The sequence below is a fragment of the Ruegeria sp. CDSC025 genome, assembly GCF_059610805.1.
Genome location: NZ_JBXWOJ010000010.1, coordinates 99772 through 113615 on the forward strand (window position 1 = coordinate 99772; position 13844 = coordinate 113615).

At 54.6% G+C, this 13844-nt stretch carries 14 protein-coding genes and 1 tRNA gene; 9 read left to right on the forward strand and 6 right to left on the reverse strand.

Annotated features, from left to right (window positions below; translation table 11 throughout):
* The first annotated feature begins 8 nt into the window (after nucleotides 1–8).
* Nucleotides 9–683 (forward strand): GntR family transcriptional regulator, encoded by a 675-nt coding sequence (locus AC2FH8_RS14865; RefSeq protein ID WP_170711979.1) that lies wholly within the window; start codon nucleotides 9–11, stop codon nucleotides 681–683.
* 42 nt (nucleotides 684–725) lie between these two features.
* Here AC2FH8_RS14865 and AC2FH8_RS14870 read toward each other — a convergent pair whose 3' ends face one another.
* From AC2FH8_RS14870 to AC2FH8_RS14890, 5 genes are all read right to left on the reverse strand, one after another.
* Nucleotides 726–1802 (reverse strand): Ldh family oxidoreductase, encoded by a 1077-nt coding sequence (locus AC2FH8_RS14870; RefSeq protein WP_496690118.1) that lies wholly within the window; start codon nucleotides 1800–1802, stop codon nucleotides 726–728.
* A complete protein-coding gene (locus AC2FH8_RS14875) occupies nucleotides 1792–2664 on the reverse strand; it encodes an ABC transporter permease (protein WP_496690119.1) in 873 nt (290 codons plus the stop codon). The genes AC2FH8_RS14870 and AC2FH8_RS14875 overlap by 11 nt, the downstream gene beginning before the upstream one ends.
* Nucleotides 2661–3470, reverse strand: coding sequence for an ABC transporter ATP-binding protein (locus AC2FH8_RS14880; protein WP_281995637.1), 810 nt, complete (start codon nucleotides 3468–3470; stop codon nucleotides 2661–2663). The genes AC2FH8_RS14875 and AC2FH8_RS14880 overlap by 4 nt, the downstream gene beginning before the upstream one ends.
* Nucleotides 3467–4492, reverse strand: coding sequence for an ABC transporter substrate-binding protein (locus AC2FH8_RS14885; protein ID WP_281995638.1), 1026 nt, complete (start codon nucleotides 4490–4492; stop codon nucleotides 3467–3469). The genes AC2FH8_RS14880 and AC2FH8_RS14885 overlap by 4 nt, the downstream gene beginning before the upstream one ends.
* Nucleotides 4493–4553: 61 nt before the next feature.
* Complete coding sequence (locus tag AC2FH8_RS14890) at nucleotides 4554–5468, reverse strand: fumarylacetoacetate hydrolase family protein (protein ID WP_281995639.1); 915 nt, start codon at nucleotides 5466–5468, stop codon at nucleotides 4554–4556.
* A 141-nt stretch (nucleotides 5469–5609) separates the two neighbouring features.
* Here AC2FH8_RS14890 and AC2FH8_RS14895 point away from each other — a divergent pair, with 141 nt between their 5' ends.
* From AC2FH8_RS14895 to AC2FH8_RS14910, 4 genes are all read left to right on the forward strand, one after another.
* Nucleotides 5610–6290, forward strand: coding sequence for a FadR/GntR family transcriptional regulator (locus AC2FH8_RS14895; protein ID WP_171188346.1), 681 nt, complete (start codon nucleotides 5610–5612; stop codon nucleotides 6288–6290).
* Nucleotides 6291–6484: 194 nt separating this feature from the next.
* Nucleotides 6485–7168, forward strand: a complete 684-nt coding sequence (locus tag AC2FH8_RS14900; protein ID WP_170383457.1) for a fumarylacetoacetate hydrolase family protein — start codon at nucleotides 6485–6487, stop codon at nucleotides 7166–7168.
* 60 nt (nucleotides 7169–7228) lie between these two features.
* Nucleotides 7229–8764, forward strand: coding sequence for an acyl--CoA ligase (locus AC2FH8_RS14905; protein WP_496690121.1), 1536 nt, complete (start codon nucleotides 7229–7231; stop codon nucleotides 8762–8764).
* A 4-nt stretch (nucleotides 8765–8768) separates the two neighbouring features.
* Nucleotides 8769–9746, forward strand: coding sequence for a 2-dehydropantoate 2-reductase (locus AC2FH8_RS14910; RefSeq protein WP_496690122.1), 978 nt, complete (start codon nucleotides 8769–8771; stop codon nucleotides 9744–9746).
* Between the two features lie 1471 nt (nucleotides 9747–11217).
* Here the strand turns inward: AC2FH8_RS14910 and AC2FH8_RS14915 are convergent.
* Nucleotides 11218–11292, reverse strand: a tRNA-Thr gene (locus AC2FH8_RS14915).
* 83 nt (nucleotides 11293–11375) lie between these two features.
* On the opposite strand from AC2FH8_RS14915, the gene AC2FH8_RS14920 reads away from it, so the two are divergent.
* From AC2FH8_RS14920 to AC2FH8_RS14935, 4 genes are read left to right on the forward strand one after another with little or no spacing between them, the layout of a single operon-like run.
* Nucleotides 11376–11531 carry a hypothetical protein gene (locus tag AC2FH8_RS14920; protein ID WP_185956727.1) on the forward strand — a complete coding sequence of 52 codons (156 nt, stop codon included), beginning with the start codon at nucleotides 11376–11378 and terminating at the stop codon, nucleotides 11529–11531.
* 6 nt (nucleotides 11532–11537) lie between these two features.
* Nucleotides 11538–12806 (forward strand): UDP-N-acetylglucosamine 1-carboxyvinyltransferase, encoded by a 1269-nt coding sequence (gene murA, locus AC2FH8_RS14925; RefSeq protein ID WP_281973612.1) that lies wholly within the window; start codon nucleotides 11538–11540, stop codon nucleotides 12804–12806.
* A complete protein-coding gene (locus tag AC2FH8_RS14930) occupies nucleotides 12803–13279 on the forward strand; it encodes a DUF2948 family protein (protein ID WP_496690123.1) in 477 nt (158 codons plus the stop codon). The genes murA and AC2FH8_RS14930 overlap by 4 nt, the downstream gene beginning before the upstream one ends.
* A complete protein-coding gene (locus AC2FH8_RS14935; RefSeq protein ID WP_496690124.1) occupies nucleotides 13269–13790 on the forward strand; it encodes a GNAT family N-acetyltransferase in 522 nt (173 codons plus the stop codon). Before AC2FH8_RS14930 ends, AC2FH8_RS14935 begins: the two co-directional genes overlap by 11 nt.
* Nucleotides 13791–13844: the final 54 nt, after the last annotated feature.

Below are 13844 nucleotides of genomic sequence, written 5' to 3' on the forward strand. Positions count from 1 at the left end.
ATGTGGATATGAACCTGACGGACAGCATTAATCGCCCGACCCTACATGAAGAGTTGGTCGAACGCTTGCGCAATCTTGTCGTCGAAGACGTTTTGAAGCCGGGTGAGAAAGTGCCCGAGAAACAGCTTTGCGACTCATTGGGTGTTTCCCGGACACCATTGCGAGAGGCCCTAAAGGTTCTTGCATCCGAAGGCTTTGTGGTGCTTCAAGCCAACCGGGGTGCCCGTGTCGCGAGTGTTACGAGGGAAGAATTGGAAAACACGTTTCCAGTGCTCGCAGCGCTTGAGCAACTGGCGGGGGAACTAGCGTGTCAGCAAATGGACGTTGCGGAAATTCAACGGATTGAAAGTAGCCACAAGGATATGCTGAGCGCGTACGAAGCGCGTGATCGACAGGCGTACTTTAAAGCCAATCAAGACATCCATCAGGCACTTATAAAGGGCGCGCGAAACGACATACTGGAAAACCACCACAAGCTTTTGGCCGCGCGGGTCCGCCGTGCACGTTTTTTGGCCAACTTGTCGGACGAGCGTTGGGCACAGGCAATAGACGAACATGAAACCATGATGGAGTTGCTCAAGGCCCGAGATGCAGATGGGCTTGGTAAGGCAATGAAACTTCACATGATGAACAAACTTTCGGCGCTTGTAAAAGCGCTGAAGCCAGAAGTGACGCCTCGCTAAACCCTGGTCAAAAGTGCAGTCCGGCTTCCCTCAGATATGCCGCTAGTCAGTGTTAACATCAGGAAACGGGGGAGGCAGTCCACAGTCCAGGGCGAGATTGTTAAGTTCTCGGCAAAGAGCGGGGTTGAGGCTTACACCGTCTTTGCGACGGGCCTCAGCTGCAGCCGTTTTTCCGTCTCCGGGCAGGCGTACCGGGTCATGACCGGGCAGGGGGGCGGATGCGCGCATTTCAGAGTAGACGCGGGCTGCATTCGAAGCAAAGTCTTTTTCCATTCCAAAGGCCGCCGGATCAAGCGCCATTACGAATTGCCCTGTGTTTGTGGGTGAGGTTGTGTCTGATGTGAAGTTGACTACGTCAGAGCCGAATGCAGCGCCGTTCAAGACTCCGGCCATCAACCCTATGGCCACGGAAAGGCCGAAACCCTTCGGACCTCCGATCGGCAAAAGAAACCCTTCTGATTTGCGAGCAGGGTCCGTTAACGGATTGCCATCACGCCCAACCATCCAACCTTCGGGCATAGGTTCGCCTTGCTGCAACAGGGTCTTGATCTTACCCATCGCGGCAACTGTCGTCGCCATATCAAACACAAACGGGTCGGGGCCATCGGCAGGTGCAGAGAAGGCGATAGGATTGGTGCCAAGAAGCAAGTCGCTTCCGCCATAGGGCGGAACGTGGTTAGCACTGCCCACCGCTGCGGCCATGCCAAGCATTCCAACTTCGGCTTGTGGGCGCACATAAAGTGCCAAAGGTCCAGCATGATTGCCGCGCCGAACACCGACCCATCCGATACCTGCCTCTTTCGCCTTTTCTATCGCAAGATCTCGCGCCGCCGACATAGCCAAATGCCCAAGGCCGTCATCGCCGTCAATCAACGCGGTCGCGACAGACTGATGTATGACGGTAACGTTTGGTTTGGCGTTGCACCCGCCTCCGGCCAATCGGGCAAGATACTGGCGCAAGCGAAAGACTCCATGGGTGCCATATCCGAATATGTCGGCCTCAACCATCGTCGAGGCCACCTGATCTGCATCCGCTTTTGGAACACCTCGAGTTTCGAGCGCGCTCGCCACAAATTCACGCAAGGTCTGGCAGTTTATTTTCACTGGCTCAGAAGTCATCTCTGCCAACCTGCTCTTTGTGCCAGAACACCAGTTTTCGCTGTGTCCAAACCACCGTCGCAAATACAGCGAGACCAACGAGACTTAGGTACAGGATCAAGGAGAACACGCGCGGCGTGTTGAGCTGCGAGGCCGCAACTCGGATAAGTTCGCCAAATCCCTTGCCACCGCCCAGGAATTCTCCCGTGATCGCACCGGCCATTACGCCGACTGCTCCGATCTTGAGGCCGGTAAAAATCTGCGGCAGGCCAGTCGGCAGTTTCATCTTGAACAATGTCTGCATCCGACTTGCGCCCATCGTCTTGAAAAGCATTCGCGCGTTTTCGTCGGCAGCGTGAAGCCCGGCCGCAGTGCCAACCACGATTGGAAATGTCGCGATAAAGGCAGCAAGTGCGACCTTTGATTCAATACCAAAGCCTAACCACGCTACAAAGAGTGGGGCAAATGCCACTTTTGGCATGGTATCGATGGCCACCAGATAAGGCATCACCGCCTTTTCACCAAATGCCGTTTCCCCCACCAATACGCCCAGCGAAAAACCGATCGCGATTGCCAGCGCAAAACCATAGATTACTTCTTTGATTGTGATCCACAGCGCCACAAGCATGTAGCCGCCAGTCAATAGATTTTGTCCCACGAAGATCATATCTTTCAGGGTTTCCATCGGTGTCGGCAAAATGATTGGGGAAACCAGCCCAAGGCTCGTGACACTTTGCCATGTGCCCACGAAAACCACGAAGACAAAGGTCATCGCCAGCCAGCGTGGGACCGAGTCGATAAAGTGAATTTTCTGTTCCCATACCGTGTCTTCTGCGGTGTCAGAATCCTTTAGGGAAGGTGAGTGGTTATGAACGTCGCTCACATTTCTTCTCCCTTATCCAGAAGGCCGCGAATGTAGTCCACAATTGCGCCAAACTTGGGCGTGGTCATCATATCCAACGTGCGTGGGCGTGGCAGGTCGACCTTCACGATCTCGGCAATCCTGCCCGGGCGTGGTTTCAACACGACGATTTCGTCGGACAAAATCACGGCTTCCTGAATAGAGTGCGTAACAAGAAAAGCGGTCGCATCCTGTTCATGGCAAATCCGCTGCAGTTCCATATTCATCATGTCGCGTGACAGCTCGTCCAGCGCGCTGAATGGTTCGTCTAACAAAAGCACAGCTGGTTCAGTGATCAACATACGGCAGATTGAGGCGCGCTGAGCCATGCCGCCCGACAATTCGTTCGGGTATACGTTTTCGAACCCCTTCAAACCCACGATGTCCAAAAGCTCGTGAGCCTTGCCCATTGCTTGCTTGGCGGCTGCCTTGCCGTCGCGGATTTCGATTGGCAACACGATGTTTTCCACTGCTGTTTTCCAGGGAAATAGTGTCGCCTGCTGGAACATCATACCAATGTCTCGACGGGGACCGGTGACTGGCAGACCTTGTAGGATCACACGCCCATTGGTGGGAGGGATCAGACCCGCCATGATCTTGAGCAGAGTTGACTTGCCGCACCCGCTGGACCCAATGACAGAAGTGAAGCTTCCTTTCCGTAGCGTCAGATTAATATCCTCAAGCGCAACAACAAGGTTGCGTGCATAGGTCTTGCTTAAATGGGTCAATTCGTAGACCGGCGTGCCCAAGGGCGCGCCGGAAAACTCTTGTGCGGCTGCAGCGTTCATTTGCTGGCGGCCTCGTTGCCAATGGCGGCAAATTCATTGGTCCAGGCCGCGCTCAAGTCATCAAGCGGTCCCGGAATTTCGCCCCCTGCAACAAGTGCGTCTTGCCATTCCTGCCAAACTTCGGCGGGGTACCATCCCAGGCCATTGCTCGGATCCGCCGCGATAGTTTTCGAGCGTACGGCATCGAACAGTGCTGACTGGAACTCCTTGTCCTCGCCTTCCTGCGGGTTGCCATCCGCCAAATGCTTCAAAACAGCTTCACGGTTGGCATCATCCAGTGCAAATGCATGACCACGTGCGAACGCGCGGCTCCAAGCTTCGACCAATTCACGGTCGTTGGCGATTGTGTCAGCCATTGTGGCGATGCCGTTACCGAAGAAACGCCCGAACTCCGCAGGCGTGATGTCACGCACCGCCATTCCGCGCTGGTTCAGAATTGCCGTATCAGCCGTCGAAGCAGAGTAAGCGTCGATTTCGCCGTTTAGGAAAGCCGCGGTCGCCGGGCCACCGTCGCCGACGGTAAGGAAGGTAAAGTCTTCACCCTCTTTCATGCCTGCTCCGGTCATCACGTTACGTGCAAAGCCGACTTCTGCGCCATCGGCCGTACCTGTTCCGATAACTTTACCTCGAAGCTCTTCAACACTTTGGATGTCAGAGTCTTCTGGCACGGCTATGCCAAAGTTGCTGCGTGCCGCAACGTTGTAGATGTGTACGGCATCTACATCCCGCGACCGTGCGGCAATTAAGGGGCCAGGACCGGGGCGACCGAAGTGAGCCTGTCCGGCGGACAATGCTTGAAGCACGGCTCCTGAGCCGTTGATCGCCTCGACGGTCACATCCAACCCTTCATCAGCGAAATAACCTTCGCCGATGGCGACAAAAACCGGAAATGAATTGATTGCCGAAGGGCTTGGCTGCACGAAGGTAATTTTACGCAAGTCCTGCGCAAAGCCCTGTGTTCCTAGTGCTCCTGCTACCGGAACCGCCGAAAGCAAGGACGCTGTGAAAGTCCTTCTGTTCATCATTTTAGTCTTCCTCCCTTGCATGGTTGGCAACCCGCAGATTCAGCTATGCAGGAGCCACTTAAACGACGCGCACGGTATTCCTGAGCGTGCCGATTTCTGAAATTTCACAAACCACAGTGTCCCCGTCTTTCAGGAACTGTGGTGGGTCCATGGCGTATCCGACACCAGACGGTGTGCCGGTCGCGATTACGTCGCCAGGTTCCAGGGTCATACCTTCTGAAAGGGATGCGATCAGCGTTGGAATGTCGAAAATCATGTCCGACGTCGATCCGTTTTGGCGCTGTTCGCCGTTGACTGTTAATCCGATTGATAGAGCGTGCGGATCACTGATTGTATCAGCGGTCACTATGAAGGGGCCCAATGGGCAAGACCCATCTAAACCTTTGCCTTTGAAATACTGCCCACCATGTCGGCGTTGAATGTCGCGTGCGGTGATGTCATTGAGGATCGTATAGCCGTATACATGGTCGTATGCGTCAGCCTTGGCTATGTTTCGCCCCGGTTTTCCAATCACAACTGCCAGTTCAACTTCATAGTCAATGGCATGTGAGACCGAGGGGAATATCAGAATGTCTGCCTCTGGCGCCACAATCGATGTCGGCGGTTTTGTGAAGAAGACCGGATGCTCTGTTACGCCAATTTTTTGGTTTTGGGCACGTTCGCCCTCGGCGATGTGTTCAGCATAATTGCGCCCGACACAGAAAACGTTCTTACGCGGGGAAGGAATTGGTGCCAGAAACGGCGCGTCATCCGGGACCAGTGCGTCGTTTAGATTACCCGTTTCGGCCGATGAAACGAGGGTTTTCAAAACGCCGAGCGTTTCTTTTCCGCCTGCGATCAGATGCTGCATTGAACCTGCGTCCAGCGCTTCGCCAAGCACTTGCGCTGCGCGCAAAACGTCCAACTTGCCGCCATCGTTTAGTATTGCCACGCAAACGGCGTGGCCCTCTACGGAAACAGTTGCTAACCGCACTCGGCACTCCTCCCTCGTGCTTGTGTCAAGACGTGGTCACGGATCCTGTCCGGCGACTCGTTTCTTGCTTTCCTCTTGCCCTTGAGTTTTTTCCGACTTGGCGTTTCAATCAATCAACCAATCGCCAAATTGGGTGGAGATATGAGTGCACCAACCGAACTCGCGCACCGTGTACGCGACCTGATTAACAATGCCGGATACAGGCATAACGACAGGCTCCCACCTGAACGTGAGCTGTGTTCAAAACTTGGGACCACTCGCAATCAGTTGCGAAGAGCGTTGGCAGAGCTTGAGGCCCAGGGGCTGATCTGGCGTCATGTGGGGCGGGGAACATTTGTTGGTTCCAGGCCGGTTCTCAACCTCACCGATGTAACTTATTTGGGCAACCAAATTAAACCTGAGCAGGTTGTATCTGTTAGATTTACTATCGAGCCGCAGCTTAGCCGCCTCGCAGCGCTCCATTCCACACGTTCCGATCGTGAGCAAATGAGGCTATGCGCGGACAAATGTCGTACCGCAGAGGATTGGCGCACGTACGAAGCTTGGGACAATAATTTGCATTACGCTATAGCCCGCTCCACTCGTAACCAGCTCTTTTTATACTTCTTTGAGACTTTGAATTCGGTTCGAAGATCGATTGTTTGGGGGCAGCCACGCGAAACTTTAAAGCCCGCAGAAAACTATTCCAGCTTTAGCGAACATGATGTGATCGTGTCTGCCATAGCAAAGGGCGACTGTGAGCTTGCGGCCAGTGCCATGGTGGATCACCTGAAATCGGTTTATTCGCGGGTGCTGCCTACGAGCATCCAGTCCGACAGCTGAAGTAGCGCTGGCGCCCAACCAATTCGGGAAATGGTCGGGGCAGATTGTAGCCGTTGGTCTTGCAAAACAGCCTGAATTTTGGCGATGACTTGGTAAGCCGCCGCGCCCGTTTGAATGTGGCGTGGCATCGATCGGAAGGTATCTGACCGTTCGGAAATCCGATCTTTGGCAGTCAAGCGTTCAGGAGGAAAGCGATGTCCGATCATGTAATTCCCGCGCCGCAGGTGCATGTCATACCCGTATCGGGGGGCGGCACGTTCCCTGTCCGGCGTGTCTACTGCATTGGGCGAAACTACGCGGCGCATGCAATTGAAATGGGCCATGACCCGAACCGGGAACCTCCATTTTTCTTTCAAAAGAACCCAAACAATTTGGACCCTTCAGGGGAATTCCCGTACCCTCCGCACAGTTCCGACGTGCACCACGAAGCAGAAATGCTTGTTGCGCTCAAGTCCGGCGGCACGAATATCTCGGTGGACGATGCATTGGATCATGTCTTTGGGTACGGCCTTTCGCTTGATATGACCCGTCGCGACCTGCAAGGGCAGATGAAAAAGATGGGCCGCCCGTGGGAAATTGGGAAAGCGTTTGAGCGCTCGGCGCCATGCGGACCAATTCACAAGGCATCAGAGGTCGGGCATCTCGACAGAGGTCCGATTACTCTGACGGTGAATGGTGAAGTTCGGCAAGAAGGCGACTTGAACCAGATGATTTGGAAAGTCCCCGAGATGATCTCGTATCTGAGCGACTACTTCGAGCTTGCGGCCGGGGACGTTATCCTTTCAGGGACACCTTCTGGTGTTGGTCCCGTCAACCGAGGGGATGTTATGGTCTTGGCCGTCGACAAGCTGGGCAGCCTGAACGTACGCGTGACTTAGAACCTGCTGCGACGACCTAACATTGCGAAAGAAACCGATGCTTGTGTAAACGGATAACAGATGCCCCATTTAGTCGCTGAATTGATTGCACACCATGCAGACACGGCAAATGCCATTGGCGCCCCTGGCCAGCCTTGGTTAAGCTACCTTGGTTTGCGCGAGCATTGCGCGAAGGTCGAAGAGGATCTGCATCAGATCGGAATAGGGCGCGGCGACAGGGTGGCAATTGTGTTGCCTAACGGACCAGAGATGGCGACGGCATTCATATCCGTCGCCCAAGTGGCGACGACGGCGCCTTTAAACCCTTCTTATACTATCGAAGAATATGTATTCTATCTCAAAGACTTGAAAGCCAAGGCTCTTGTAGTAAGCGAAAACGAAAGTGGCCCAGCCGTGCAAGCGGCGACTGAACTGGGTGTGGCCGTCTTGCGGATTTCTAGCGATAGTTCTCGTCCAGCTGGACAGTTTTCCGTTTTGGCCTGTGACCCAATTGGAGTGGCTGATACATCAGCGCCGGGTGAAGATGACGTCGCCCTGATACTCCATACATCAGGAACAACGTCGCGCCCCAAGATCGTTCCTTTGACGCAGGCCAATATCTACTCGTCGGCACGGAACGTGGCTTCGTCTTTGAAGCTGACAATCGATGATCGTTGTCTAAGCATCATGCCGCTGTTCCATATCCATGGGTTGATCGCAGCAGTCGCGGCTTCTTTAGGCGCCGGATCGCAAATTAGCTGCGCCCCTGGGTTCAACGCTCTTAGCTTTTTTTCACAGGTCGCTGAGGTTGATCCGACATGGTACACGGCGGTTCCGACAATGCACCAAGCTATTCTCGCCCGAGCCGCCCGAAACCAATCAGTCATTGAGCAATCGCGCTTGCGTTTCTTGCGGTCGTCTTCTGCGTCGTTGCCCGCGCCGGTCATGGAAGAGTTGGTGGCGACATTCAATGCGCCTGTCATCGAGGCCTACGGTATGACTGAGGCCACGCATCAAATGTGTTGCAACCCGCTTCCTCCACAAAAGCAAAAGCCCGGATACGTCGGAGTAGCAGCGGGCCCTGAAGTCAGAATTGCAGACGAAACGGAAAATGTATTGATCGCTTCGCGGGATGTCGGAGAAATCGTTATCAGCGGTCCGAACGTGACCCCTGGGTATGAGAGCAACCCGCAGGCAAATGCAGACAATTTCTTTGAAGCGGATGGAAAACTCTGGTTTCGCACCGGTGATCAAGGGTCGTTCGACGAAGAGGATTATCTGCTACTGACTGGACGCCTTAAGGAGCTTATCAATCGCGGTGGAGAAAAAATCAGTCCACTTGAAGTTGACGCCGTGCTTCTAAGCCATCCGGACGTTGCTCAGGCAGTTTGTTTTGCCGTTCCCCACGAGAAACTGGGCGAAGACATAGCGGCGGCGGTGGTGCTCTCAGAAGGAGCGACGATTGCAGGTCAGGACGTCCGGGATTTTGTTGGCGCACGGCTCGCAAAATTCAAGGTGCCGACTTCAGTGGTTATTCTCGAAGAGATACCAAAAGGTGCGACTGGTAAGATACAAAGGATTGGGCTGGCCGCTAAATTGGGACTGGCAAAGGCTTAGACACATGAAAGTTTGCATCTTTGGTGCCGGAGCTATCGGAGGTTACGTTGCTGCGAAGCTCGCGCAGACTGACGTGGACGTCAGTGTCGTTGCACGTGGCCCACATCTGGCTGCAATGCAAGAAAAAGGGCTGACTCTCCATGAGGATGGGCAGGACCCGATCAACGTGCCAATACGCGCCTCGGACAATGCCGCCGATCTCGGCCCCCAAGACTATGTCTTTGTGACACTGAAAGCGCATTCCGTTCCAGCAGTTGTGGACTCGATCCAGCCACTGATTGGGGATGAAACGACAATAGTGAGCGGAGTGAACGGGGTACCCTGGTGGTATTTCCACAAGCTGGGCGGTCCCTTCGAGGGGACGAGATTGTCATCTGTAGACCCGGGAGACGCGCAATGGAACGGTTTCGGACCGGATCGTGTGCTTGGCTGTGTTGTTTATCCGGCCGCGGAAGTCATTGCTCCGGGATTGATCAAGCATGTCGAAGGCAATCGTTTTTCTTTGGGTGAGCCCGATGGCACTAAATCAGACCGTGCCTCCAATCTTTCGGCTGCATTGTCCACCGCCGGGTTACGCGCGCCCGTAAGACCAAGAATACGGGACGAAATTTGGCTGAAGCTATGGGGCAACTTGTCGTTCAACCCGATTTCCGCACTTACCCACTCAACACTTGATGTCTTGTGTACTGATGAAGGTTCACGCTCCGTGGCACGTGGAATGATGCTAGAGGCTCAGGAAATCGGTGAAAAACTGGGGGTTAGGTTCCCGATTGATGTCGAAAAGCGCATTGACGGAGGAGCGGCTGTCGGAGCACACAAGACCTCGATGTGGCAGGATTTGGAGCTGAACCGACCTATGGAAATTGATGCCTTGGTCACTTCAGTACAGGAATTGGGGCAACTGACCGGGATCGCAACACCCACAATCGACACTGTTGCATCACTGATAAAACTGAGGGCAAAGGTCGCGGGTCTTTACTAAGATTCTGCTGGCGATCATCTGAAGAGATCAGTTCTGGGCGGACGGGGAGCTGAATAGCGATCCGGCGCTACAAAACGCAGATCTTTCAAGCGTCTTGTCAGAAGAACTTTACTTGGGCGGGGCAGGAGTTTTGCTTGCTTTTGCCTATGCCTAGACCTGCCTCTTTCAAATTCTTAAAACCAATCTCGAGATCATCCACCTTTCGGTGATGCTGTACATCCGTTTTGTCCGCATTGTGTGAGTTCAGCCAGCCGATGAATTTGCGCTTGCAGCGAATGGCAGGTTCGGCGGGCCGCGTCACAGCACCAGTTGCCGACGGTCAATGGCCGGTTAGGGCCATTGGAACTTCCGGATGAATACAAGGTTGGAAAAAACGCACCGGTTTCAGTAGCAATCGGTGATCGTTAAAACCGAAATGATTTGAGTTTTTGTAATGAAATCAATGTGCGGTTTCTACGAACGCGACGCGAACGTACTTCCATCAAGACATAGACAAAGAACAAGAAAAAGAAATTGATAAAGAGCACCCCATCCGCTTGTGTTACGCAAATCACGGTCGCTGTGTTTGCTGCACAATGCCGAAAAACGAAGGCGCGGGTTAGCGAACCTGACGATGGTCGGGGCAGATCTATCGCTGACGCACGAAGGACGCTTAATCAGAAAGCGGCAACCAGATTGTTTTGCCGGTCCTTCTGTCTCGCCCAGCTTCGCGTTCCTTTTGTCCGTCGCGGATCCGGGTGCGGGGATTTTCAATCGGGTCTAGGCTGTTCAGATAGGGTGTCAGGCAATAGAAATCTTGCGGATGCTTACGCGATGGTTTCCAGGTGATCATCGCCCACATCCGCTTCAACATTTTAGCACCTGAACGTTTGTATTAGCTGGGTTTTTCACCTGAATAGCATTGCATGGATCGGGTTGTAGCGACCAGCGATTTCTCTGGGAATTGGGTATTCACCGAAAAACCTCATCTCCTTATTGTGACCTTTAGCTGTAATGTGCCAGCTGCCTACTTTTTTGCTGCAGCCAACGCTCCTTATGCCCGCAACCCGACCCCTTTGTTGTGCAACTCGATCACTGTAGCGACTCAAGTGTTTAATCGGTGTGGGAGAAATTGTAGCGGTTAAAGTGAAGCTCTGATTTTGGATGCTCAATATAGCACCACCTACATTTTTTCAGAATGCTTAGGTTTCGGACGAAAGTGAGAATTAAAGAAAAGTCCTTTAGCTTGAGGTATCGAGCCCCGAGAATCAGCTTACTTTTCTGTCAGTTAAGGCCTGCCAATTCTGAGGTGGAAGTGTCGCAAGGCTTCGAGAAAACCAATTTCGTATACCACAGTTGGCACTCGCGCCGATTTTTCGGATAGCAAACAAGGAAGTTGAGAATGGTATTTTCAGAAGGTGGGCCAAGGGGTGGGCTGTAAATAGAATCAAAAACACAACGCATTGATAATTAGATGAATTTTTTGGGGATATGGTGCTGCTGGAGAGAATTGAACTCTCGACCTCTCCCTTACCAAGGGAGTGCTCTACCTCTGAGCTACAGCAGCGCTGTGGGCGGGTGATTAGACTCAAACGAAACGCGGCGCAAGGGTGTCTGGACGGTTTTTTTCGCCTCCTGTAGAGAAAGGTTATGGCAGAAAAAAATACACCTAAAAAACACGGCAGATCCGGCGATGTGCGCGAAGAGCGGCTGAAAGCGGCGCTCAAGGCGAATATGGCGCGGCGTAAGGCGCAGGCTAAGGCGCGGGCAACCCAGAACGGCAAAGCCGACAAAGACGAGGGATAAGAGCAGATGGATTCGATTCTGGTGACAGGCAACGGGCCGCTTAAAGGTCAGATACCGATTGCAGGGGCAAAAAACGCGTGTCTGACGCTGATGCCGGCGACCTTGCTCAGCGAAGAACCGCTGACGCTGACCAATGCGCCTCGGCTGAGCGACATCAAGACGATGACGGCTTTGCTGCAGTCCTTGGGGGCCGAGGTGTCGTCATTGCAGGATGGTCAGGTGATCGCAATGTCCAGCCACGACCTGACCAGTCAGACAGCGGACTATGACATCGTGCGAAAGATGCGCGCGTCAAACCTTGTGCTGGGTCCTTTGCTGGCGCGGTTCGGGCAGGCAGTCGTCTCGCTGCCCGGAGGCTGTGCAATCGGCGCGCGTCCGATGGATCTGCACGTCGAAGGGCTCGAGGCGCTGGGCGCTGAGATTGAGCTTAAGGACGGGTATCTGCATGCCAAAGCTGTGGGCGGGTTGAAAGGTGCCGTGCATGAGATGCGATTTGCATCCGTGGGCGCGACCGAGAACATTGTCATGGCGGCCACGCTGGCCAAAGGCACAACGGTTCTGAAGAACGCGGCGCGCGAACCTGAAATCGTCGATTTGGTCGAGTGTCTGAGGAAGATGGGTGCCCAGATTTCCGGTGAAGGCACGCCGACCATCGAAATTCAAGGCGTAGACCGGTTGCATGGCGCCACCCATCAAGTAGTCACTGACCGGATCGAGCTGGGCACCTATATGCTGGCGCCGGCGATTTGTGGTGGAGAAGTCGAACTGTTGGGCGGGCGGATGTCTCTGGTGGAATCATTTGCCGGGAAACTGGATGCGGCCGGCGTGAATGTCTCGGAAACAGCAAACGGTCTTTTGGTCGCCCGCAAGAACGGGCGTGTCAAAGCCGTGGATGTCGTGACCGAGCCGTTCCCGGGTTTTCCGACCGACCTGCAGGCCCAGATGATGGCGCTGATGTGCACGGCCGAAGGTACCTCGGTGCTCGAAGAACGCATTTTCGAGAACCGTTTCATGCACGCCCCCGAATTGGTGCGGATGGGCGCGAATATCGAAGTTCACGGTGGCACGGCAACCGTGACTGGTGTCGAACGTCTGAAGGGCGCACCGGTTATGGCGACAGATCTGCGCGCTTCGGTTTCGCTGATACTGGCGGGGCTGGCTGCTGAAGGTGAAACAACTGTCAGCAGGGTCTATCATCTGGATCGTGGGTATGAGCATGTCGTGCGCAAGCTGGAAGGCGTGGGCGCCAAAATTGAACGGATCAAAGACCAATGACAGACGCAAGTTTCCACGATGGGCGTGAGGCTCCACTGAATCTGGGTGCAGAGGATGGGGATGACCTTCAGGTGATCTCGACTTTGACACAGGATGCGGTGTTCCCAGTATCCGAAATGACCTGGCACCCGTCGCAGCGCCGCTTTGGCCTGTTGCTGAACCGTTTCCGCTGGGAGGACAAGGATGCGGCCACGCGCCGGGGCCGTCCATTCGAAAGGGTGCAGTCTGTGCTGGTGTTCGCTTCCGTTCTAACCGTGGCCAGCCAGGGTATCGACCGTAGCGAGAAGGATTTGGTGATGTCCTTGCTTTCGGTCGATTTTGAATCCGGCGAAGACGGCGCGGGTCAGATTTTGCTGACATTGGCCGGTGATGGCGCGATCCGCCTGTCGGTCGAGGCAATAGACGTCACGCTCAAAGATGTGACCCGCCCGTATCAGGCGCCGTCGGGGCAAGCACCGCATCATGCAGAATAAGCGCGGTATCGCGCAGGCCTTCTCAGAACCACCCGCTGGTCTGATGTTGCGCCGCGCGACCGTGTTTGATGTCTTTGATTTAAGCCGCGTACTGATCCGTTCGATCACGCAGCTGTGCCGGGTGGATCATGGCGATGATCCACAGGCCGTTGCGGAATGGACCGCCAATAAAGACCCGGAGACCATTCGGGGTTGGATCAAGGCCGGCGCGCAGATTTGGCTGGCCGAGCGCGCAAGTCAGGTTGCGGCTGTCGGCGGATTGCGTGAGGGCGGCGAGATCACGCTGCTCTATATCGACCCGGCTCATACCGGTCTTGGGGTGGGAAGCGCGTTGTTGGCCCGGCTGGAACAGGAACTGGCCGCTGCCGGTTGCACCGAGGCACAGCTTGAGGGGACACGGACGGCCCAGGCGTTTTATATCCGGCATGGCTGGAAACCGACTGGCGGCTGCGCGGCGCGCAAAAGCATATCCTGTTTTGAGATGCGCAAATCGCTGCACCCGGTGGACTGAGGGTTGAGGACAGCCCATCCCGGCGATATGACCCGGTGAAACACCACGGAGTGC